The organism is Chryseobacterium lathyri (genome assembly GCF_030812195.1).
Lineage (GTDB): Bacteria > Bacteroidota > Bacteroidia > Flavobacteriales > Weeksellaceae > Chryseobacterium > Chryseobacterium lathyri_A.
On sequence record NZ_JAUSSF010000001.1, the window covers coordinates 1,672,261 to 1,694,998 of the forward strand.

A 22,738-nucleotide genomic window follows, 5' to 3' on the forward strand; every position below is an offset into this window, starting at 1 on the left:
TTATTTTTTCCTGGAAGCTTTAGCTATTGTATTGTAATCCAGGCATATTTTTACCCAGTACTCAAAATCATCATGCTTTTGAAAACCCTCAGGTTCCACATAGCAATATCCTTTAAGCTGTTTCCCTTTCATGATCATGGGACGAAACCCTGTTCTTTCTGCGACCTCTTCTTCCAGATCGGGATTATAACGGCACATCAGGTTATTATGGCTTACATTAATGCACATTTTATCATTGACTAAAAATGATAATCCGCTGAACATTTTCTTTTCCCTGATGTCAAGATCAGGAATCTCTGAAAGCCGTTCACGGATTCTGTCCGCAAGTTCAATACTGTATGCCATTAAGATAATTTTATAATTTAAATTTAGTAAAAATACATGAAGTAAGCATTTTTCTTCGTTTCCAATCGTCATTTCAAACTTATAAAATAAAATTTTATTTAAAATAATTATTGTTTTACGATAATTAATTATACATTTGCAATAGTTAAATAATTATTGCCATGAACCAGACCAAAATTATTTCAAGGATCCTGCATTATATCTGCATCGTATTGTCGGCAGGCTACCTGATCACTTTCGCTTACTCTGTTTTTTGCCTGGCTACCGGTTTTGCTGTTATACCTTACAAAGACGGCCGATATCTTCACATCAATTATCCTTTTACAGAAAATCCGTTTCTGAATATTGAAAATAACTATCCGTATATCATTTTTTCGTTTTTACTGGTTTTAGTTTCCTACGGAATTTTTTTCTGGCTTTCGGCCATAGTTTTCAAAGTATTTTTCCAGTCAAAACTGTTTACAAAAGAAAATATACTTCAGCTTAAGAGATTTTACATGTATAATATTTTCATTCCCCTGCCTGTGGTCATTACGGCAAGCTTTTTTGTGGAGGTCGAAAGTATTATCTGGGGACTGGTTTTTATCCATTTCATGCTTGGAATTTTCTGTCTGTTTCTTGCAAATATCTTTAAGCAAGGACTACATTTGCAAAACGAACAAGACCTATTTATATAAAATGCCAATTATAGTCAACTTAGATGTCATGCTGGCCAAGCGAAAAATGCAGAGTAAAGAATTGGCAGAAAAACTGGGTATTACTCCCGTTAACCTTTCTATTCTTAAAACCGGCAAAGCCAAAGGAGTACGTTTCGATACTCTGGAAGCCATCTGCAAAATCCTGGAATGCCAGCCCGGCGATATTCTCGAGTATAGGGAATAGGTTCGGGTTGCGAAGTTTATGAGTTTGAGAGTTTGAGAGTTTGAGTGTAAAAAAGTCTTAAATAACCACTTAATCTCCACAACCTTAGTTTTAGCCTTAACCTCAATCTTATCTTCAATCCAAGATCTGATGTCTGATGAAAATCGACATTTACTTTTAAGCAACCGTAAAGGTCTGCCTTGCCCTTCTATTATCCAAATCTTAACCTATGAATACCTTAACAATCAACAATCTCAGCCTTATTTACAAAAATGGTTACCAAGCAGTTAAAGACATATCGCTTGAAATAACGAATGGAATATTTGGCCTTCTCGGGCCCAATGGCGCCGGAAAATCATCGCTAATGAAAACCATTGTAGGACTGCAGAAACCGACCTCCGGAACTATTATTTTCAACGGAACGGATGTCTCCAAAGATCCCGATTATATTAAACAGAACCTTGGTTTTCTTCCACAGGATTTTGGTGTCTATCCAAAGGTTTCTGCATATGATCTTCTGGAACATATGGCAGTATTAAAAGGAGTTGGCAACAGGATCGAACGCAAAAGCCAGATCCTGAACCTCCTTGAAAAAGTCAACCTTTCAGATTTTAGGAAGAAAGAAGTACATACCTTTTCCGGAGGGATGAAACAACGTTTCGGAGTAGCTCAGGCCTTATTGGGAAATCCTAAAATTGTTATTGTGGATGAACCTACCGCCGGCCTCGATCCTGAGGAACGCAACCGTTTCAATTCGCTCCTGAACGAAATCAGTCAGGACGTAATTGTTATCCTTTCCACCCATTTGGTAGAGGATGTCAGAAACCTGTGTTCGGAAATGGCTGTCATGAACAACGGGCAGATCCTTAGAAAGGGTAAACCAGCAGAATTAATTTCTGAGCTGGAAAACAGGATCTGGTCAAAACCGATACACCAAAATGAACTGGAAAATTACTACTCCAGCCATGAGATCATCAGCCGCCAGCTGATTGAAAGAGAGCTTCACATTACTGTATTTTCAGAAGAAAAGCCTGAAGACTTCAATGCTGTACATCCAATGCTGGAACACGTTTATTTCCATACACTCACTCAAAAACCTTAATCATGAATGCCTTATTTTTATTCGAAGCCGGACGCATTTCCAAGCACTGGCCAGCTTATCTTATAGCCCTGATCCTGACCGGCATAGGTATCTTCTGCGGTAACCAGTTCAACCTTACCGCAGGAGACGGGATATACCTGAACTCACCCTATACCATAGGTTTTATGACCGGAATGCTGAGTCTTTCCATCCTGTTTATTGCCGTAATCTATGCTGTACAGCTGCTTTTTAAAGACTGGGACTCAAAATTCGATCTTGTTCTGTTTTCTTTTCCATTTTCTAAATGGACCTATCTGAGTGGAAGATTCACCACCTATTTTCTACAGACTTTCTTAAGCTTTTTCTTTCTGATGACAGGTTTCCTCTTAGGTCAGGTTCTTCGGACAGGAAGTGAAATGCAGCCTTACTTCAATATAGGTTATTATCTGTACCCAATGCTGATCTTTGGGCTTATCAACTGTTTTTTTGTATGTAGCTTCCTGTTTTTTATCTCATTGGCTGCTAAGAAAAAACTGCTGGTTGTAGTAGGTGGATTGCTTCTGTATGTCCTGTATATGGTTGTTTTGGTCTTTTCCAATTCACCGTTTATGGCAGGAAGCCAGCCTCAGTCGGTGGAAACACAGCAGATTTCCTCTATTTTAGATCCGTTCGGATTATCGTCTTACTTTTTTGAAGCAGGAATGTTTTCTGTCCATCAAAAAAACACTTTATTGGTACCTGCCACAGGGTATTTATTGCTTAACAGAATTATTTTCCTGATAATTTCTGCCATATTCTTACTGCTTACCTATCACTCATTCTCTTTCTCTAATGTTTCAAAACAAAAGGTCAGGAAAGCAGTTCCGGAGTCTGAAATCCCCAATATCCCGACATTCGCTTATAGAGTCTCACAAACAAGTTTCGGCAGAGAAAACAGATTCAGGTCTATCCTGTCCTTTGCAAAGGTTGACCTGCTTTATCTTTTCAGGAGTGTCAGCATTCCTGCGGTTTCCATACTGCTGCTTTTCTTTGTCGGCATGGAAATGTATGCAGAGATAGAAAAAGGGATACGCCTTCCTCAGAAATATGCCGGATCAGGCCTTATGGCCACTACAATTTCAGAAAATTTTCCACTGTTTGGGCTTTTGCTTGTGGTATATTTTATCAATGATCTGTACTGGAGGAGTCATTCATCAGGATTTTCCCTTGTTGAGGACACTGCTTTTTTTTCGAAAAGCAAACTCACCGGGCATTTCATTTCTATCAGTATTTTTCTTTTCCTGTTTACCGGAATCTTAATCCTTGAAGGAATTTTATTTCAGGTAACCTATCAATATTTTCATCTCGATTGGAATGCTTATCTAGGTGTCTTTTTTTTCAATACATTTCCGTTGATGCTTTTCTCGGGATTCATCCTGTTGATCAACAATAATATCAGAAATAAATTTATTGCCTTGGGAATTTCAGTTTTAGCCGTATTTACTCTGGCAGGTCCTGCTTCCGGTAAGATACTTTCCTATCCTCTTTTAAGGATATTTTCAGATTTTAAAGGCAGTTACAGTGATTTCAATGGGTATGGCCCCTATATTTACGCTTTCACAGAAAGACTTCTGTTTGGTGCCGGAATCATTTCATTTTTATGGATGACCAATGGAGTTTTAAGAACAAAAAAGAAAAATACTCCTGCCCTTATTTTCAGTATTCTTTTACTCTTTTCAAGTATTTTTACCGGAATACTTTTCATGAAGGGTTATATTCCGAAAAATAAAGAACAGACTGTCCTGGAAGCGGTTCAGTATGAAAAACAATTTAAAGGATACGAGAATCTGCCTCAACCTGAAATTTCAGAGGTTACTACTGAAATCAGATTATATCCTTCAAAAAATTCATACGAGATCACTGGGAAATATATCCTGACCAATGGTACGGGTAAAACCATTGATAAAATCCTCATTCATTTTCATCCTGACCTTAAAATTGAGTCCGCTGTTTTTCAATCAGGTCCGGAAACAGCAAAAATGGGTAAGACTATTTCAGAAATTAAATTAAAGCACCCTATGAAACCCAATGGTACTGCTTATCTTGATTTCAAGCTGTCCTATAAATGGTATACTGTAAACGGGCACCAGTCTTTCAACGCTATTATAGAAAACGGTTCTTTTATGAGGATCAGCAGGTATTATCCTGTGATCGGATATCAGAAAGATGAAGAAATTCAGGATGAAAAGCTTCGCCAGGAAAATCATCTTGGAAAATTGGCAGAACTGAAAAAACCTGAAGCTCCGGAAGTCTTTAGAAGAGATTTTATCAATTTAGATATGACCATTTCTACGGAAGGAAACCAGACTGCTATAGGTACAGGGGATCTGGTCAAAAAATGGAAAGAGTCGGGACGCCATTATTTTCAGTATAGATCCAAAAATATTCCCTTCCGGTTTGCGGTCTCGTCTGCAGATTATCTGGTGAAAAGTATTCTGTATAAAGGAATTACAGTAAATGTGTTTTATCACAAAGAACATTTTGAAAATACAGATCATCTCCTTGAAAATGCAAAGATCACCTTGGATTACTGCATTCGGAATTTTGGGAAATATCCATTTAAAACCGTCAATTTTGCTGAAATCTCATCATTTACCAGGGGATTTGCTGCAACTGCATATCCATCTGCGATTTTTATGCCTGAAGATATGGTTTTCCATGCCAATATTCAGGCAGACAAGAAACAGGATGTTATTAATGAACTGGCGGGACATGAACTCTCTCATTTATGGTGGGGAAACAGCCAGATCGATCCTGATGACCGGGAAGGTTCTGCAATGCTTACTGAGACTCTCGCTATGTATACAGAAATGATGCTGTACAAAAACATGCATGGTAAAGAAAAAATGATGGAAAGAATTAAAGTGCACCAGCAGATCTATGATAACGAAAAAGGACTCTCTGAAAACCGTCCGATCTACAGGGCTATTGGGGATACTCCTCATATTTCCTATTCCAAAGGCGCTGTGGCCATGGTAAAATTAAGTGAACTGATCGGGGAAGAAAAGGTGAATGGGGCTTTGAAAAATTTCCTTCAGAATAACGGATATCCTAAAAAGCCGTCTTCACTGGAGCTGCTTAGAGAATTTTATAGAGTCTGCCCTGATGCAGCCACTAAAAAACAGGTTGATCTGCTATTTAAGACCATATAGATTCAGGATTAAAACTAGTAGATTTAATACTTCTATCTATTTATCTGAGATTAAATAGTATTGCAACACACTGCTTTTTAAGATTCGCGAGCTAAAAAAAATCCCTCAAAAATGAGGGATTTTTTTTATATCTAAAAGATTTGATCTTAAGCTTCAGATGAAGGATTTTGATCTCCGGCAGGTGTTTCCCCTTCCGGTCTTGTATTCTCTTCTCTTCTTGCCGGTCTGTCCGGTCTACCCTGTCCTTCCGGTCTTCTGTCACCTTGTGGTCTGTCTTGACCTTCTGGTCTTGGTTTAGATTCAGGTCTTGCAGGCCTTGGTAAAAGAACTTTTCTTGAAAGTTTCATTTTTTTACGGTCATCATACCCCATGAACTTCACTTCTACTTCATCACCTTCAGCATAAGGAACTTTGTCCAGACGAGCCCACTCAATTTCAGAAATGTGAAGAAGTCCTTCGGTACCTTTCGCAATCGCTACGAAAGCTCCGAAATCCATTACTTTCACTACTTTTCCTTGGTACACTTCACCTACTACAGGTACAAATGTAATCTCGTTGATTCTGGCAATCGCTGCATTGATTTTCTCTCTGCTTACACCAGAAATCTCAATTCTACCGATTTCTCCTACTTCTTCAATAGCAATAACAGTATCTGTATCTTTTTGAAGTTGTTGAATGATTTTTCCACCAGGTCCGATCACAGCACCAATGAAATCTTTAGAGATCTCAAGCATTACCATTTTCGGAGCGTGTGGTTTCACATCTTCTCTTGGAGCAGAAATAGTTTCATTTAATTTATCTAAGATATGAAGTCTTCCGTTTTTTGCCTGTAGGAGAGCTTTTTCCATGATATCCATAGAAAGCCCCTGGATTTTGATATCCATCTGACAAGCGGTGATACCGTCTGCAGTTCCTGTTACTTTAAAGTCCATATCTCCCAGGTGATCTTCATCTCCTAAGATATCAGAAAGAACAGTGAATTTTCCAGTTTTAACGTCTGTTACCAATCCCATTGCAATACCAGAAACAGGTTTTGCAATCTGAATACCAGCATCCATCAATGCTAAAGTTCCGGCACAAACAGTTGCCATAGAAGATGAACCGTTTGATTCTAAAATATCAGAAACGATACGGATGGTATAAGGGTTCTCTTCAGGAATCATGTTTGCCAAAGCTCTCTGAGCCAAGTTTCCATGTCCTACTTCTCTTCTTGAAGTTCCTCTTAAAGGTCTTGCTTCACCAGTTGAGAACGGCGGGAAGTTATAATGTAAGAAAAATCTTTCGTCATAGTTTACCATCACGCTGTCTACCATGTTCGCATCTTTCACTGAACCTAACGTTACAGCTGTTAAAGACTGAGTTTCACCTCTTGTAAAGATTGCAGAACCGTGAGCTCCCGGTAAATAATCAATTTCGCTCCAGATTGGACGAATGGTTTCGGGATCACGACCATCAAGACGGATTTTATCATTCAAAATCATCTGACGCATCGCTTCTTTCTCTACATCGTGGTAATATACTTTAGCGAAAGGGGTTACTCTTTCTAATTCTTCAGCATTATCTACATATTGAGCTAAAAACTCATCCAGAACAGCTTTGAATTTTTCACCTCTTTCTTCTTTTCCTGAAGGAGTTTTCGCTACTTCATATACTTTATCGTATGTTTCTTTCCACACTTTCTCACGGATAGCTTCATCGTGATTTTCGTGGCTGTATTCTCTTTTCGGTAAAGATTTACCTACCTTTTCGGCTAATCTTTCCTGAGCCTCAACTTGTTTTTTGATTTCTACATGAGCGAACTGGATCGCTTCAAGCATTTCCTGCTCAGAGATTTCTTTCATCTCCCCTTCTACCATTACGATAGAATCTTTAGTTGCTCCCACCATGATATCAAGGTCAGCAATTTTAAGATCTTCAAATTTAGGGTTGATAGATAATTCACCGTTGATTCTTACGACTCTTACTTCAGACATTGGCCCGTTGAAAGGGATATCTGTAATAGCAATGGCTGCAGAAGCTGCAAGACCTGCTAAATCATCAGGAATTGACTGTCCGTCATAAGAAATTAATGAAATCATTACCTGAACTTCAGCATGGAAATCTTCAGGGAATAATGGTCTAAGAACTCTGTCTACCAAACGCATTGTCAGGATCTCCTGATCTGATGGCCTGGCTTCTCTTCTAAAAAAGTTTCCAGGAATTTTTCCTCCTGCGTAGAATTTTTCTCTGTAATCTACAGTTAAGGGTAGAAAATCTACTCCGTCTTTTGCTTCTTTGCTGGCTACAACAGTTGCTAAAAGCATTGTTCCGCCCATTTTTACGACTACCGAACCATCAGCCTGTTTTGCTAATTTTCCTGTTTCAATTGTGATTTCTCTGCCGTCTGCAAGAATAATCGTTTCTGTAATTGCTTGAGGTATACTCATAAATTGTTTGTGTTGCACTCCGTATTGAGTGCTTTAATTATTGATATTTCGTCTAAATTTTCGTCTGCAAATATACCATATAATAATGAGATATTAAATTTTCAGTCTCAGAAATACTACTCAGAATCGTAAGATTTCCCCTCCTTTTTTATCAAAGATGTAAAAATTACTGACGGCATGTTTAGCCTGTTCATTATTCAGAATGATAAAAAACGTTTTTTTTAAAGTAAATTGATTATTAAATCCTGTTGTTTTCGTATTATTGTCTCAAAAAGTGCAAATAATATTTTACAGCATATTAGATACATTATACCAAAAGAAAAAGTCATCTGAAAAGTTGCAGAAAAACAGTTCACTGTCTTATATTTGCCATGCTTCTCAAAATATATATGCAGCAGACGAAATAACTGAAAAGAACTTAATCGTTCTTTTTCAAATAAATAAATGTTTATGACCAATAAAGAAGTAAAAACACAGAGCAGGAACTACACCATTCCTTTAATTACGATCACCCTGCTCTTTTTTATGTGGGGATTCATTACCTGTATGAATGATATCCTGATCCCTTATCTGAAGCAGCTTTTCAAACTCACTTTTTTCGAATCAATGCTGGTACAGTTCTGTTTTTTCGGAGCGTATTTTATCGGTTCACTGATCTATTTCCTGATCTCTATCTCAAAAGGAGATCCTATTAACAAAGCAGGTTATAAGAAAGGAATTATGTTCGGTATTTTTCTGGCTGCCTTTGGGTGTGTCTTATTTTATCCTGCAGCAACTTTTTCTTATTATCCTTTATTTCTGGGGGCTTTATTTATTCTGGGACTGGGCTTTACTGTGCTTCAGATCACAGCTAATGCATACGTTTCATTACTCGGCAGCGAAGAATCTGCTTCCAGCCGTCTGAATATGACTCAGGCCTTCAATGCCTTCGGAACAACGATTGCACCGGTTCTTGGAGGACATCTGATTTTTGAATTTTTCTCAGCTCCTGATGGTTCATTCAGTGCTGTGGCAACCAGAATTCCTTATCTGATCTTTGCAGGCATTCTTTTATTGGTTGCATTACTGATTTCCAGGGTGAAATTGCCTTCTTTCCAAACCCAGGAAGAAGAGATCGTAAAAGGTTGGGGAGCCCTTCAGTTCAGCCACCTGAAATTTGGAGTTTTTGCCATGTTCTGCTATGTAGGTGGAGAAGTAGCGGTAGGAAGCTTTATCATCAGCTTTCTGGAGCAGCCTCAAATCATGGGTTTTAATGAAATTATCAGCAAAAATTATCTTTCACTTTATTGGGGTGGTGCGATGATCGGACGTTTTCTTGGAGCTATTTCTTTAAACCAGTCATTAAGCCAGGGAAAAAAAGCAGTTTATATGCTGGGGGCAGCAGCCGCTGTCTTTCTGGTTATTTTCAGTATCGTAGACCTGAGCTTTGCCCAGACCAGCTTTTTCCTTGCATTTATTGTCCTTAATTTTATTGCTTTCTTTATCGGCAAAGCAGCTCCGGCAAGAACATTATCTATTTTTGCAGCAGTGAATGTTGTCCTTCTTATTTCTGCAATGGTTAATCACGGTGAACTGGCGATGTACAGCATTTTAGGAATCGGGATCTTTAACTCAATTATGTTTTCCAATATTTATACTCTGGCCATTTCAGGTTTGGGTAAATATACCAGCCAGGGATCTTCTTTAGTGGTAATGGCTATATTGGGAGGTGCTATTGTTCCTATTTTCCAGGGATATCTTGCCGATCAGGTGGGAGTACAGCATTCTTTCATTATTCCTGTATTCTGTTATCTTGTGATTCTTATCTTTGGAGCATATTGCAGCAAATATTTAGGGCATGTGGAAAGTGCTGAAGCAAAATCGGGACACTAGAAAATTATTTTTATACGAAATTTAATTAAAGTGGGATATTTAAACGTCTCACTTTTGTTTTTAAAGCCAATAAGGAGTAACTTTTATACTGAATAGCACACTTATCAGATAATCAACACCTTTATTCTTATGAAAATTCAATTACAGCTGGAATATTTTGCCTTTTTATTACTGGGAATGTTTGCTTTTAACCAGACAGAGCTTTCCTGGTGGTGGTTTGCCGGACTATTCCTAGCTCCAGACATTTCCATGCTAGGGTATGTTTTCAATAATAAAACAGGAGCATTTTTCTATAATCTATTCCATCATTTTGCAGTGGCCGTCATCATCTACCTTGCTGGAACAGCCCTTTCTCTTCCCTATCTCCAGATGGCGGGAGCCATACTGTTTGCACACTCAGCATTCGACAGAATACTGGGCTACGGATTGAAATATCCAGACAGTTTTCAGAATACGCATTTGGGAAAGATTGGGAAAGGCAAAAAATAGGATATAAAAAAAGCAACTTCTTTCGAAGTTGCTTTTATTTTGAAATCTTTATAGATTATTTTCTTAAACCTAGTTCAGCAATAATTGCTCTGTATCTTGCGATATCTTTCTTTTTAAGGTAATCTAATAAACTTTTTCTCTTACCTACCAATTTCACTAGAGATCTCTCTGTATTGAAATCGTGACGGTTAGCCTTTAAATGCTGAGATAAGTGATTGATTCTGAAAGTGAAAAGAGCTACTTGTCCTTCAGCACTTCCTGTGTCTGTTGCAGATTTTCCATGTTTTGCGAAAATTTCCTGCTTTTTTTCTGTTGTTAAGTACATTCCAATATTGTTTAATGATTATTATGTAACGGCTGCAAAATTACAACTATTTTTTTATTCAGCAAAACATTATTGATTTCATATATCAAAATTGATAGAAAAAAATGTTAAAAATTTCTTAATAAATTGTATGTCATCCGGTGAAAAGGCAGTAATTTTGCATACGAATTACACAATGAGAAAAATTATATTCTTTACAGCTATTGGAACTTTTTTACTGATCGGTGTTATTTCGGTAAAAGCACAGAAAAATACCGACAACAAGACAAAAAAAATTCTATACTTCAATCCCGAGGTAGAACCTGATATTGAGGAAATCAAAGAGCCCACGAACCTGGCCTTCTTCAGTGCTGTTTCCGATAATTTCAGCGGAAGGAAGAATAAAATACTCAGAGCAGAGGTACAAATTCCTTTCGACAGTGTTGAAAAACAGACCATCACTGATTACTGCATCAATAACGATGCTGATTTCGCTGTTGTTCCCAAAGTGAGATATTTTAAAGTAGGAATCGGCAAATATATATTTTCTAACCAGGTTGTAGTAAGCATGAAGCTTTTTGATGCAGGAGGAAATCTGGTTACGGAAACCGACTATGATACTTACCGGAAAAATATGCGTCTTTTAGGTTCCACTGCAAATTCTATTAAAATAGGAACTGACGGTGCAATAAAAGGCATTCTGAAAAAACTTAGAAAGCTGAAGTCTTCAACCGGAGCGGAGTTATAAAGGCTGAATAGTAACCCTGTTGCGCAAATCAATGGTCAATTGGTGAGCTAAGTAGTAAACTCACTACTCACCATTCACTATTCACTACTCACTATTCACTATTCAACACCATTTAATTGCCATTAGTTAATTTATCACTGTTGGTAAATTGACAATTGCCTATCCATAATTCACTTCCCACAAATCATCTTCTATCTATAATTTCTTTCATGAAATTGAAAAACATCCAGAACAAACTGATTACTAGATAAATATTTTCACCAGATGATGAATAATTAAATATTTTTTATTATTTTAGTTTTACAAATTAAAACTTATATAATATGAAAAAATTAAAGAAACTCAACAGAGAGCAACAGAGACAGATCAATGGTGGAGCTATTGAAAGATGCAGCGCAACCAGACCATGTTTTATTGGTTTCTGCTGCCGGGGAGTGTGTATGGAATATGACTGTATTGAAGAATAAATCAGTTTTTTACTTAATACAAAATATCCATGAAAAATATAAAAAAACTCACCAGAAAAGAACAGCTGACGATCAATGGTAGTGGACTGGGCAAAAAATGCCAGGACCACGCCCAGTGTGGATTTGGGGAATGCTGTGACGGAGGCATGTGTATGCCTTCTCCATATCCTTTATGCGGACCTATTCTTGAATAATATAGGTATTTATGAATTAAATTTAATTATTGAACATCCGCTCCGGCGGGTGTTTTTTGTTTCCAAAAGATGTTCTGCTTCATTTTAATGTTTTATTAATCTTAATTTTGCGTCTTTCCTTCATAGTCTTAATTTTTTGGATTATTTTTGCATATCCAAAAAATTCACGTTTTGAATTCCAGAGACGAACTTATCTTTAATCCTGCCGATATCGCCGAGACTCTTAGCAATCTTCCTGCTGATGAGAGGCTTTTGGCATTTTTAAAAGTTCCGAAAGAATATAAAGCGGAGGTTTTTTCCCATCTTGATCCTGATTTCCAGGAAGAAACAATCAGAAGTATCGGAAGCGAGGAAGTTTCCGAGATCCTGAACGGAATGACTCCGGATGACAGAACTTCTCTTTTTGAGGACTTTCCGGATGAGCTGATCAAGTATTCCATCAATCATCTTAATCCTCAGGAAAGAAGGATCGCTCTTAAGCTTCTTGGTTATAACTCAGATTCTATTGCCCGTCTGATGACCCCTTACTACATCCAGATCCGTAAGGAATGGACAGTAAAAAGATGTCTTCAGCAAATCAAAAAGGTAGGAAAAAGAGTGGAAACCATGAACCATCTTTATGTAGTGGATGAAAGGAACCGCCTGATCGATGATATTGCTTTAGGAAGCCTTCTGTTGGCAGAAGAAGATACCTTAATTTCGGATATGACCGACAATCATTTCGTCGCAATAATGACAACCACCTCAAAGGAGGATGCGGTAACTTATTTTGAAAAATATGACCGGACTGCCCTTCCCATCATTACAGAAGCCGGTGTTCTTGTAGGTATTGTAACTATTGATGATATCCTTGACCAAATCGAACAGCAGAATACGGAAGATATTCAGAAATTCGGAGGTCTTGAAGCGTTAGATGATCCTTATACACAGACTTCACTGATGGAAATGATCAAAAAGAGGGGTACATGGCTGATCATTCTTTTCTTTTCGGAAATGCTGACTGCCTCTGCGATGGGCTATTTTGAGGATGAAATTCAGAAAGCTGTAGTGCTTGCCTTATTTGTACCTCTAATTATTTCCAGTGGAGGAAATTCCGGTTCCCAGGCAGCAACCCTTATTATCCGGGCTATGGCACTTCAGGAAATTGGTCTGAAAGACTGGTGGTATGTAATGAAAAAAGAAATCTTTACCGGGCTCGCTCTGGGTAGCATTCTTGGTGTCATCGGCTTTTTAAGGATTATGGTGTGGCATGAAGCAGGATTCTTCAATTATGGAATGTACTGGCCTTACGTAGGTCTAAGTGTGGGAGTTTCTCTTGTTATGATCGTTCTCTGGGGGACCCTCTCAGGCTCTATGGTCCCTTTCATTCTCAAAAAACTGAATCTTGACCCTGCTACTTCTTCTGCTCCATTTGTAGCCACGCTGGTAGACGTTACCGGACTTATTATTTATTTTTCAGTTGCCGGGCTTTTCTTAACCGGAAAACTTTTATAGACTTAAATAATTGTTAAATCATCATACAATTATCTATATAATACACAATTCAACAACCATAATCAATAATTACGAATATAACAAAGAAAATAAACATTTATAATCAATTAATACCTAACGCAATCAAATAAACATTTATCAGAAATTTGGTTTATTTGCAAATTATTTCCCAATAATCTGCAAACACAAATGAATGAAAAAGTTTTTTGACACAATTAAACTGGATAATCTGTATCGGTTATTCTCGAAAGAATTAAGCCACAACAGAATTTTCGGGCTAGACATACTAAGATTTTTTGCGATTACTACAGTAATTATTGCACACGGACGATTTATATTTCCTGAAAAAATAGATGATTATTTTAAATATATAATATTTGACGGCGTTACTATTTTTTTTGTATTAAGTGGATTTCTGATCGGAGGTATTTTGATTAAGCAGTTAGAAAACAATACCCTCAGATTTTCATTACTGCTGGATTTCTGGGTAAAAAGATGGTTCCGTACCTTACCTGTTTATTTTTTAATTTTAACAATTCTCACTATTTACTACAGTTTTGCAGACCCTGCATTCTCTTTGGGGATTATAAAGAAATACTATTTTTTCTGCCAGAATCTTTATTATCCAACTCCTGGTTATTTTGAAGAATCATGGAGCCTAAGTGTAGAGGAATGGTTTTATCTCACAGTTCCGCTTTTGATTTTTATTCTGGCTGCCGTATTTAAATTCAAACCTAAGACTTCGGTACTGATTACAGCCCTTGCCGTTCTGTTTTTTATAAGCTTTTTAAGATATAATATTTATGCTGAAAAAGATCTTCAAAGAGCATTGTCTTTTAATCACCAGGTACTTTACAGGCTTGACAGCATTATGTATGGTGTTATCGGTGCCTATCTCAGCTATTATTACTCCAAACTATGGAAATCTATTCCACTTATTTTACTGATCGTCGGTATATCCATATTTCTAATTCAAAAATTCATCTTTGTGTCAGGCATATGTCCTGACCCGTTACATCTTTATAACATTGTTTTTGAATACAGCCTGACCTCAATAGCAACCTTAATATTACTTCCCTTTCTTTCCAATTTGAAGAAATCGAAATATAAAATAGGAAACCTTATCACCATCATCAGCCTGATTTCCTACTCGATGTATTTAACACATATGACCCTTATCAAAGGAATTATTTTAAAGAGTATTCCATGGACAGATTTTACAACCAATTATCACATTATATTACCTGTCTTCTATTTTCTGTATTGGGCACTTACGATTGTATTTTCAATCATGCTTTATAAGTTCTTTGAAGTACCAACAACCAACCTCAGGGAAAGATTTGTTTTCAGCAGAAAGAGTAAAACAGCTGCTATAAAATTAAATAACCTCTGAAGATTTAGCTGATAAATGGGGAGTTTTATCTTTTTATTTTTAAATTTGGAATAAACAGCAAATCATTTCTAAATTTAATATGAGAGTTATTTCATTGGTACCATCCGTTACAGAAGCTTTATTTGATTTGGGGCTTAGCGAAAACGAAGTCGTCGGGAGAACTAAATTCTGCATCCATCCTGAAAGTAAAGTAAAAACCATTCCTGTTATCGGCGGGACAAAAAATATTAATATTGACAAGATCAGAGCTTTGAGGCCAGATCTTATTCTCGCCAATAAAGAGGAAAATATCAAAGAGCAGGTAGAAGCACTGATGAACGATTTCAAAGTCATCGTAACCAATATCGAGACCATTGAAGACAATTATTACCTTCTTAAAACACTCGGAAATCTCTTTAATAAAGAAGAAAGGGCACAACAGTTCAATCTCAAGATCTATGAGGTTTTAGAGCAGGCAAAGCTTGATTCAACAGTAAAAGTAGCTTACCTCATCTGGAAAAGCCCTTATATGACGATTGGTTCAGACACTTTTATTCACAGAGTCCTGTCAGAGATTGGTTTTGAAAATATTTTTAAGAACAGAACCCGTTACCCTGAGATTCAAATGGAAGACCTTGTTGAAGCGGAAGTCATTATGCTTTCTTCGGAACCTTTCCCATTCAAAGAAAAACATATTGAGGAGATGAAAGCTTTTTACCCTGATAAAAAGATCATGATCGTAGATGGAGAGGCATTTTCATGGTACGGAACGCACATTGCAAAGTGTGGAGATTATTTCACAGGATTACTGGCTGAAATTCACGCCATACAGCGTTGATGCTTAGGTCCATTTTTTCAAAAAAAAATGTTTCATATTTCTCAGCAATTTCTTGAACCAACCAACTGGTGACTTCGAGCGCCTCAGCTACTAATTGAATTTAAATGTAAACAAAAAGCTCCGATTTACCCCGGAGCTGATATTTATATTTCGAAATAAAATTTCAATTACAAAATCTTGGACACTTCATTACAAAGCCATTCCAAAAGTTCCCGGTCCTCAGCTGTAAACGGATTTACAGTATGGGAATCAATATCAATCTGACCAACATTCTGACCGTCTTTGAAAATCGGGACTACGATCTCAGCTTTTGTATCAATAGAGCAGCTTAGATAATTACTTTCCTGGTGAACATCCGGAACTACAAATGTTTCATTGGAAACAGCAACCTGTCCGCAAATCCCCTTCCCGTAAGGAATAATGGTATGATCAGTAGGTGCCCCCACATAAGGGCCCAATTTCAGCTCATTCTTATCTCCGTTCTTAAAGTAGAATCCGGTCCAGTTAAAGTAAGAAATCTCCTGATCCAGCAGGTGACATACCTTCTGAAGTTTTTCTTCTGTATTATGCTTCGGGCTTTCAAGAATGGAAGAAAGTCTTTTTTTTATTTCTGACATTTTATTTTATGTTTAGGAAAATTGTTTGAAGGAAAGTTCTTCTTTATATCCGAACATTCCACGTTCTTTTATCATTTCTGCCACACCTTCAGGGACCTGGTTTTCCCAGCCTTTAATACAGCATGCAATTTTTCTTAAGATTTCCCTGGAATAAATTTCCAGGAACTCCGGATTATGATTGGTGATATCTACAATACGGTTATTGTGCTTGAAATATTTGTAGAGTTCTTTTAGGTTTTCTTCTACTTTAAGGTTTGAAGAATCCAGCAATTCATGGGTCTCAGGATCTTTATAAGGATAAAGATACACCCTCATTCCGTTTCTGAAGAACTTTCCGAATGCTTCAAGAATTCCACCCGAAAGGTCTTTGTAATATTTTTCATCAAATACCATCAGAAGATTATTCACACCCATTGCAACACCGATATCCCCACTCGTATAGGAAGCAAAATAATCGATCAGCCTGTAGTATTCCGAGAAGTTGGAAATAATAACGGTATACCCCAATTTACCGAGAATATCCACCCTGTCCATGAAATCTCTCTCATCAATATCTCCATCCGCCCTAAGGTTTGAAATAGTGATCTCAATAAGCACTTCTGTTTCTTCATGGGTACAGGTTGCATCTTTCTGGAACATCTCAAGCCCGTTTTTAAGCATATCGATATTCACTTTTGTTACCGGCCTGAAACTTCCTCTTACCGCGAATATATTTTTCTTGTATAAAACATCGGCAGGCAGCATATTGCTTCCCTGGGAATTGAAGATCACCGCGTCTGTCATTCCATGCTTCACAAGCTGCAGCGACATTAATCGGTTATCAACATAGCCAAAAGCAGGACCGCTGAAATCAATCATATCAATTTCAAGGCCGTCTTTCGCAATATCATCGTATAAAGATTCGATTAAATTTCGTGGATTGTCGTAGTAGTGGAAAGCTCCGAAGATAAGGTTTACTCCAAGATTCCCTAAAGTTTCCTGCTGTAAGGTAGCATCATTTTCCTTAAATTTTACGTGAATCACGATCTCATTATAATCTTCGTTTTCCTTTGTCTGAAAACGGATTCCTACCCATCCGTGACCCTTAAGCGTTTTGTCGAAATTAATGGTAGTTACCGTATTCGCATAAGAGAAAAATTTTCTGTTAGGATTATTTTCTCTTGAAATCCTTTCTTCAATTAAAGCAACTTCATAACGGAGCATTTTGCGAAGTCTGTTCTGAGTAACATACCTGTTTTTTGCTTCTTTTCCGTAAATGGCATCACTAAAATCTTTGTCATAAGCGGACATCGCCTTAGCAATTGTACCAGAAGCCCCTCCTGCTCTAAAAAAGTGACGAACAGTCTCCTGCCCTGCTCCAATTTCTGCGAAAGTACCATAAATAGTAGGATCTAGATTAATTGTTAATGCTTTTTGTTTAGGAGTTAGTTTCTGATACATTAGGACGTGAAATTTTTCGTAAATTTACCAAAATTAAACCAACCTCAAAAGAAAATGAAGTTGAAATTTTTAGGAACCGGTACTTCCCAGGGTGTGCCCGTTATAGGCTGTACATGCGAAGTATGTACTTCCGAAAATCCCAAAGACAGGCGTTTCCGATCCTCAGTAATGATTACTACTGAGGAAAGTAAAAAAATACTCATCGACTGTGGTCCGGATTTCAGGGAGCAGATGCTTCTCAACCACGAAAACACAGTAGATATTACTCTTCTCACTCATGAACATAATGATCATGTAATTGGACTCGACGATATGCGTCCGTTAATCTTTAAAAGTGGGAAAAATATGCCAATCTATTGCTACCAAAGGGTTGGACATGAGATTAAAAACCGCTTTCCTTACGCTTTCTCCGATATACGATATCCGGGAGCTCCAGCTTTTGATCTTCATGAAATTGAAAATAAACCTTTCCATGTTTTAGATACCGAAATCACACCCATTGAAGTGATACATTATGAAATTACGGTCTTTGGATATAAATTTAAAAACCTTGCATACATCACAGATGCCAATTTTATTTCGGATATAGAAAAAGAGAAGCTGCAGAACCTGGATGTACTGGTTTTAAACTGTATCAGAAAATTCGATCCGCATCCTGCCCATTTTGTTCTTCCTGATGTGATTGCCTTGTTTAAAGAACTTAAGCCTAAAAAATTATTCTTAACACACATCAGCCATCATCTCGGATTGCATGATATTGAAGATAAGGATCTTCCGGAAGGAATGCATCTGGCCTACGATGGTTTAGAGATAGAATTTTAAAATTTTTCTCTCAAAAAGCTTTTGAACATTAAAAAAAGTTTATATATTTGCACACCAATTTAACACATGCCCAGGTGGCGGAATTGGTAGACGCGCTGGTCTCAAACACCAGTTCTTAGGAGTACCGGTTCGATCCCGGTCCTGGGTACAAGACCGGAGAAAGGTGACAATTCACTTTTTCTCCGGTTTTTTTCTGATCCAAACTCGCTAGTCAACAGAAGAAATACTAAAATTAGTTTCAAATCACTTCCTATCATTAGCATTTCAGGAATATAAAAATTTGGGTAAGATATTGTAATTAAGTTCTCAGTAGCCTTTGACAATATTGACTATGAATTTTTAAGATATAAAATTCAATTCAGTTTTGGCTTTCGGAAATGATCAAGATCATATATAAAGTACCAAAACCCAAAATTTATTTTTTCTCCGATGTAACAAATATCACAGAGAGTTGTCTTAATAGTATGAGGATCTATTTTTTATTATTATTAATTGCCTTACAGCTTTCCGCTCAGCACTCTAAAAAAAATGTTGATGAGATTATTCACAGGGAAATGAAAGAAAGAAAAATTCCCGGGTTACAACTTGCAGTTGTACAAAATGGGAAGATCATTCTGAGCCAATCTTATGGTATTGCCAATCTGCACTATAATATTCCTGTAAGTAATAGTAGCATTTTTCCAATAAATTCCAATACAAAGGTTTTCACAGGGGTTGCCGTGATGCAGCTTGTAGAGCAGAATAAGATTAGGCTTGATGATTCTATCGGTAAGTACTTGGATGATCTGCCTGCTGAATGGCAAAAAATAACCGTCGACCAATTGTTGACCCATATTTCGGATTACCTGAAATCCTGAAACTTTTCGATCCAATGACAGGAAATATCGGTCCCTTAAAAACTGAGGCAGCTATTTGGGAAAAGCTCAAAACACTTCCTTTGGAATTTAAAGCAGGAGAACAGTTCAGTTACAACCAGACAAACTATTATCTGCTGGGCAAAATCATTGAAAAACTTACAGAAAAACCTTTCACAGCTGATTTTAATGATAATCAGTTTACGATCGCTAATCTGAAGAACACCATATTTGGAGATTCCAGAGATGTTATACCAAACTATGCCCCTTCGTATAGGTATAATCGTTTTTTTGACGGCAAAAAAGGGGTAATGAAACTTACCAACACTTATACAGAATTTCCGGATTTCACCAGAACAGGGGCAGGTCTTAACAGCACCGCTGAAGACATAGCAAATTGGCTCATCGCTTTGCAAAGTGGTCGATTATTTCAAAAGTCTTCGACATTAAATATGATGTGGACTCCAAGTACATTCAATAACGGAACACCTACCAGCTGGGCACGAGGTTGGGGAATTACTAAATTCAGAAAAAAACATAAAGCAGTTGGGATGTCCGGCGGAAACAGATCCGTAATCATGGTTTATCCTGATGATAATTTGGCAATCATTGTATTGACCAACCTGGCAGGAAGTGCTCCTGAAGACTTTATTGAAGAAATTGCAGGATGCTATGATCCGGATATAGTTAAGGCAGACCCATTGACCTATTTAAGGAAAAACCTAAGGAAAACAGGATTTGACAAAGCAATCGATTTTGTAAAAAAAGAGCAAACCGTAAATCCAGAATTCAAACCAAAAGAAGATGAAATTAACAATTGGGCATATCGAATGATGGCCAACGATCAAAAAGAAGAGGCTTTGGAAATTTTCAAACTCAACGTTTATTTGTTTCCTAAAAGCTGGAACGCCTATGACAGCTATGGAGAAATTCTTTTGAAAATGGGAGATAAAGATAAAGGCATCGAGATGTACAGAAGATCCATTGAATTAAATCCGGAAAATGAAAATGGGAAAAAAGTTTTAGAAAAGTTATCAGCTTTGTAAAATTCCGAACAGCAGATCCTAAAATACAAGATACTGGAGATAATTAAATTTAGAAAATAGAATCTTCTGTCGCTGTTGTAAATTCTTCCAAGAATTTCATTCCTCTGTAAGAATTTCCTTTAGAATTTAATTTTGGACTCCATACAGAAACAATGTAATGTTTGGGCATTATAGCAACAATTCCTCCGCCTACACCACTTTTTCCGGGTAAACCAACACGAAAGGCGAATTCTCCCGACTCGTCGTAAAACCCACATGTTTGCATAATAGCATTGATTCTCTTGGTTTGACTGTTTGACAAAATTTCCTGATCATCAAATAAGTTTTTTCCTTTATTGGCTAAAAAAGAGAAAGTCTTGCTCAATTCTAAGCAGGTCATTTCTATTGAACAAATATGAACATATAATTCCAGTACTTCATCAGGGGAATGATGTATATTTCCTAAAGATTTTAAAAAATTCGTTAACGCAGCATTTCTGTAAGCGGTTGTAAACTCACTTTTTGCAATCTTATCTGAATATTGAATTACATTATTTCCGGATACTTTTCGTATATAATTTAAAAAATATTCTTTGGGATTATCGCAAATACCAATTAATATATCACAAACAACTAATGCTCCGGAATTAATGAATGGATTTCTAGGAATTCCTTTGTCAGATTCCAATTGTAATAACGAATTGAAAGGAGTCCCTGATGGTTCCACATCTACTCTTTCCCAAATTTTCTCTCCAATTTCCCCATACACCAAAGCTAAAAGTAAAACTTTTGAAATACTTTGGATGGAGAATTTTTCTTGATAATCTCCAAATCCAAACTGAAGCTGATCCGTTAACAATATTGAAACTCCAAACTTTTCACCATCTATTTTTGATAATTCGGGAATATAGCTGGCTGTTTCTCCTACGTTTTCTTCATGAATAACTTTTTGGTAAATCTGATTAATTATTTCAAAATATTCTTTTTCTCTGGAAAGCATAGCATTATCTCTATATTATTATGGACTGAATTTATTTTACCTGTGGGCGACAAAGTTAAGAGACTTTTCAAATATAGTAGCCGTACTGTCCTAAATAAATTTTAGAGCATAAGAAATCAATCTTCGTTTTCAAATAAGGAATATTTGCGTAATTTTTTAAGAAGTAATCTGCATTCGATAAAAAAGAGCAGTGCATCTGCTGCAAAACGTATGTTGATGATAATTCCTTCTACTTGCTCTTTAAGGAAGTCAGACAGTTTTTGTATGTATACATTAAAGCCTCTGCTACACTTTTGGGATCTTGTTGGTGTATTCCATGGCTGTAGCGCGGTAACAAGATAAGCCGGCTATTGCTATTATTTTTTATCATCTCTGCATAATGGTTTATTCTTAATTCATCCAACTCCTTCCACCACGGAATTAAATTGATCCCTAATTTCAGATTTCCGTTCATTTCTGTTTCATAATGTTCAATATGCTTGTTGTATGAAATCATTACGGTTACAGGAATGTCCTTAAGAGGTGATAAGGATTTGTAATTTTTAAAGAATTCCGGTGAACTTTCGTTCAGCTCTCTCTTTGCCTCATTTCGAAAACCATCTGATGTTGAGGTATCATTTATAATATTTTTAAGGTTTATTACAAATAATTCCCTATAGCCTGTAGAGCTTGATGTATTAATTTTCACTTTATTGTCTTCGTCTTCTGTAAGCATAAAATCTGTCGGATCTATGAAAAATAGACCGCAAATTTCATTTGGATACATTGAGGCGTACAAGCGTATAAAAGGTCCGCCTATAGAGTGTCCCACTAACAGATAAGGCGGATTTATTTTTAAAGCTACTAACATATCGTGAAGTCTTTTGATAACATCTTCATCTTTTTTTATGGAAGTATCAATTTCTGACTCTCCAATTCCATTTCGGTCATAAACTATCCCTGCAAAACTTTTCTGAATGAAAGGAAACAAACTTTCATAGCTTCCACCTCCTGAACCGAGACCACTTTCAAAGATTACTATTGGTTCATTAGCTTTTCTTTCATCAAGTCCAAAAATTTTATATGCCATTTGCTTATCGTTAATCGATACAAATTTTCTTTCAGAAGTCTGCGAGAAAACTAATGTTATTGAAAAAAAGTTAATAAATAGAGATATTATTATGGATTTCATCTTTTTTGATTTGGTATAAATGTCAGGTCTTAAAATTACCATTAACTCAAAAAACACATACAATGTGCATTCTGAATATTTTAAACAATATTAGTGAATTTCTAGGTGACGATATACTTTAATGTAC

The 22,738-nt window shown here is 36.8% G+C and carries 22 protein-coding genes and 1 tRNA gene; 16 read left to right on the forward strand and 7 right to left on the reverse strand.

Translation table 11 applies throughout. The features are described from left to right. Complete coding sequence (locus J2T03_RS07460) at nucleotides 1–345, reverse strand: TfoX/Sxy family protein (protein WP_306844461.1); 345 nt, start codon at nucleotides 343–345, stop codon at nucleotides 1–3. Nucleotides 346–506: 161 nt separating this feature from the next. Between J2T03_RS07460 and J2T03_RS07465 the strand changes: the two genes are divergently transcribed. The 4 genes from J2T03_RS07465 to J2T03_RS07480 all read left to right on the forward strand — a co-directional run bounded on the left by J2T03_RS07465 (nucleotide 507) and on the right by J2T03_RS07480 (nucleotide 5,478). After that, nucleotides 507–1,022 carry a DUF2975 domain-containing protein gene (locus J2T03_RS07465; protein ID WP_306844457.1) on the forward strand — a complete coding sequence of 172 codons (516 nt, stop codon included), beginning with the start codon at nucleotides 507–509 and terminating at the stop codon, nucleotides 1,020–1,022. 1 nt (nucleotide 1,023) lies between these two features. Further along, the gene (locus J2T03_RS07470; RefSeq protein ID WP_040995723.1) at nucleotides 1,024–1,227 is read left to right on the forward strand and encodes a helix-turn-helix domain-containing protein; all 204 of its coding nucleotides are present in this window, start codon (nucleotides 1,024–1,026) and stop codon (nucleotides 1,225–1,227) included. Between the two features lie 208 nt (nucleotides 1,228–1,435). Beyond that, nucleotides 1,436–2,308, forward strand: a complete 873-nt coding sequence (locus J2T03_RS07475; RefSeq protein WP_307210373.1) for an ABC transporter ATP-binding protein — start codon at nucleotides 1,436–1,438, stop codon at nucleotides 2,306–2,308. Between the two features lie 2 nt (nucleotides 2,309–2,310). Next, nucleotides 2,311–5,478: an ABC transporter permease/M1 family aminopeptidase gene (locus J2T03_RS07480; RefSeq protein ID WP_307210375.1), complete on the forward strand. Its 3,168-nt coding sequence runs from the start codon at nucleotides 2,311–2,313 to the stop codon at nucleotides 5,476–5,478. A 146-nt stretch (nucleotides 5,479–5,624) separates the two neighbouring features. On the opposite strand, the gene J2T03_RS07485 is transcribed toward J2T03_RS07480, so the two are convergent. Beyond that, nucleotides 5,625–7,904 (reverse strand): polyribonucleotide nucleotidyltransferase, encoded by a 2,280-nt coding sequence (locus J2T03_RS07485; protein WP_306844449.1) that lies wholly within the window; start codon nucleotides 7,902–7,904, stop codon nucleotides 5,625–5,627. A 450-nt stretch (nucleotides 7,905–8,354) separates the two neighbouring features. On the opposite strand from J2T03_RS07485, the gene J2T03_RS07490 reads away from it, so the two are divergent. Then, nucleotides 8,355–9,776, forward strand: a complete 1,422-nt coding sequence (locus J2T03_RS07490; protein ID WP_307210377.1) for a sugar MFS transporter — start codon at nucleotides 8,355–8,357, stop codon at nucleotides 9,774–9,776. A 129-nt stretch (nucleotides 9,777–9,905) separates the two neighbouring features. Further along, nucleotides 9,906–10,265 (forward strand): DUF4260 domain-containing protein, encoded by a 360-nt coding sequence (locus J2T03_RS07495; RefSeq protein WP_306844447.1) that lies wholly within the window; start codon nucleotides 9,906–9,908, stop codon nucleotides 10,263–10,265. A 55-nt stretch (nucleotides 10,266–10,320) separates the two neighbouring features. Here J2T03_RS07495 and rpsO read toward each other — a convergent pair whose 3' ends face one another. Next, nucleotides 10,321–10,590 (reverse strand): 30S ribosomal protein S15, encoded by a 270-nt coding sequence (rpsO, locus tag J2T03_RS07500; protein ID WP_306844445.1) that lies wholly within the window; start codon nucleotides 10,588–10,590, stop codon nucleotides 10,321–10,323. Between the two features lie 175 nt (nucleotides 10,591–10,765). Between rpsO and J2T03_RS07505 the strand changes: the two genes are divergently transcribed. The 6 genes from J2T03_RS07505 (at nucleotide 10,766) to J2T03_RS07530 (ending at nucleotide 15,682) form a co-directional block, all read left to right on the forward strand. After that, entirely contained in the window at nucleotides 10,766–11,317 is a 552-nt protein-coding gene (locus tag J2T03_RS07505; RefSeq protein WP_306844444.1) for a pyruvate decarboxylase, read from the forward strand. Between the two features lie 323 nt (nucleotides 11,318–11,640). Further along, a complete protein-coding gene (locus J2T03_RS07510) occupies nucleotides 11,641–11,784 on the forward strand; it encodes a bacteriocin-like protein (protein WP_306844442.1) in 144 nt (47 codons plus the stop codon). Between the two features lie 29 nt (nucleotides 11,785–11,813). Then, entirely contained in the window at nucleotides 11,814–11,978 is a 165-nt protein-coding gene (locus J2T03_RS07515; protein ID WP_306844441.1) for a hypothetical protein, read from the forward strand. A 171-nt stretch (nucleotides 11,979–12,149) separates the two neighbouring features. Then, nucleotides 12,150–13,472, forward strand: coding sequence for a magnesium transporter (gene mgtE / locus J2T03_RS07520; protein ID WP_307210379.1), 1,323 nt, complete (start codon nucleotides 12,150–12,152; stop codon nucleotides 13,470–13,472). A 193-nt stretch (nucleotides 13,473–13,665) separates the two neighbouring features. Further along, a complete protein-coding gene (locus tag J2T03_RS07525; protein ID WP_307210382.1) occupies nucleotides 13,666–14,865 on the forward strand; it encodes an acyltransferase family protein in 1,200 nt (399 codons plus the stop codon). A 79-nt stretch (nucleotides 14,866–14,944) separates the two neighbouring features. Further along, on the forward strand, nucleotides 14,945–15,682 hold the full coding sequence (locus tag J2T03_RS07530; RefSeq protein WP_307210385.1) for an ABC transporter substrate-binding protein: 738 nt from the start codon (nucleotides 14,945–14,947) through the stop codon (nucleotides 15,680–15,682). A gap of 167 nt (nucleotides 15,683–15,849) precedes the next feature. Here the strand turns inward: J2T03_RS07530 and J2T03_RS07535 are convergent, their stop codons facing one another. Next, the gene (locus tag J2T03_RS07535) at nucleotides 15,850–16,299 is read right to left on the reverse strand and encodes a GAF domain-containing protein (RefSeq protein WP_306844437.1); all 450 of its coding nucleotides are present in this window, start codon (nucleotides 16,297–16,299) and stop codon (nucleotides 15,850–15,852) included. Nucleotides 16,300–16,311: 12 nt separating this feature from the next. Beyond that, on the reverse strand, nucleotides 16,312–17,739 hold the full coding sequence (locus J2T03_RS07540; RefSeq protein ID WP_306844436.1) for a TonB-dependent receptor: 1,428 nt from the start codon (nucleotides 17,737–17,739) through the stop codon (nucleotides 16,312–16,314). 54 nt (nucleotides 17,740–17,793) lie between these two features. Here J2T03_RS07540 and J2T03_RS07545 point away from each other — a divergent pair, with 54 nt between their 5' ends. The 4 genes from J2T03_RS07545 (at nucleotide 17,794) to J2T03_RS07560 (ending at nucleotide 20,461) form a co-directional block, all read left to right on the forward strand. Then, a complete protein-coding gene (locus J2T03_RS07545; RefSeq protein ID WP_306844435.1) occupies nucleotides 17,794–18,561 on the forward strand; it encodes an MBL fold metallo-hydrolase in 768 nt (255 codons plus the stop codon). Between the two features lie 68 nt (nucleotides 18,562–18,629). Continuing rightward, a tRNA-Leu gene (locus J2T03_RS07550) sits at nucleotides 18,630–18,709 on the forward strand. A gap of 316 nt (nucleotides 18,710–19,025) precedes the next feature. Beyond that, nucleotides 19,026–19,418 (forward strand): serine hydrolase domain-containing protein, encoded by a 393-nt coding sequence (locus J2T03_RS07555; RefSeq protein WP_307210388.1) that lies wholly within the window; start codon nucleotides 19,026–19,028, stop codon nucleotides 19,416–19,418. After that, nucleotides 19,358–20,461 carry a serine hydrolase gene (locus J2T03_RS07560; protein ID WP_307210391.1) on the forward strand — a complete coding sequence of 368 codons (1,104 nt, stop codon included), beginning with the start codon at nucleotides 19,358–19,360 and terminating at the stop codon, nucleotides 20,459–20,461. The genes J2T03_RS07555 and J2T03_RS07560 overlap by 61 nt, the downstream gene beginning before the upstream one ends. Before the next feature lie 49 nt (nucleotides 20,462–20,510). On the opposite strand, the gene J2T03_RS07565 is transcribed toward J2T03_RS07560, so the two are convergent. Together J2T03_RS07565 and J2T03_RS07570 are read right to left on the reverse strand one after the other, a co-directional pair. Further along, a complete protein-coding gene (locus J2T03_RS07565) occupies nucleotides 20,511–21,440 on the reverse strand; it encodes a glutaminase (RefSeq protein ID WP_307210394.1) in 930 nt (309 codons plus the stop codon). A gap of 229 nt (nucleotides 21,441–21,669) precedes the next feature. After that, the gene (locus J2T03_RS07570; protein ID WP_307210395.1) at nucleotides 21,670–22,611 is read right to left on the reverse strand and encodes an alpha/beta fold hydrolase; all 942 of its coding nucleotides are present in this window, start codon (nucleotides 22,609–22,611) and stop codon (nucleotides 21,670–21,672) included. Nucleotides 22,612–22,738 lie beyond the last annotated feature (127 nt).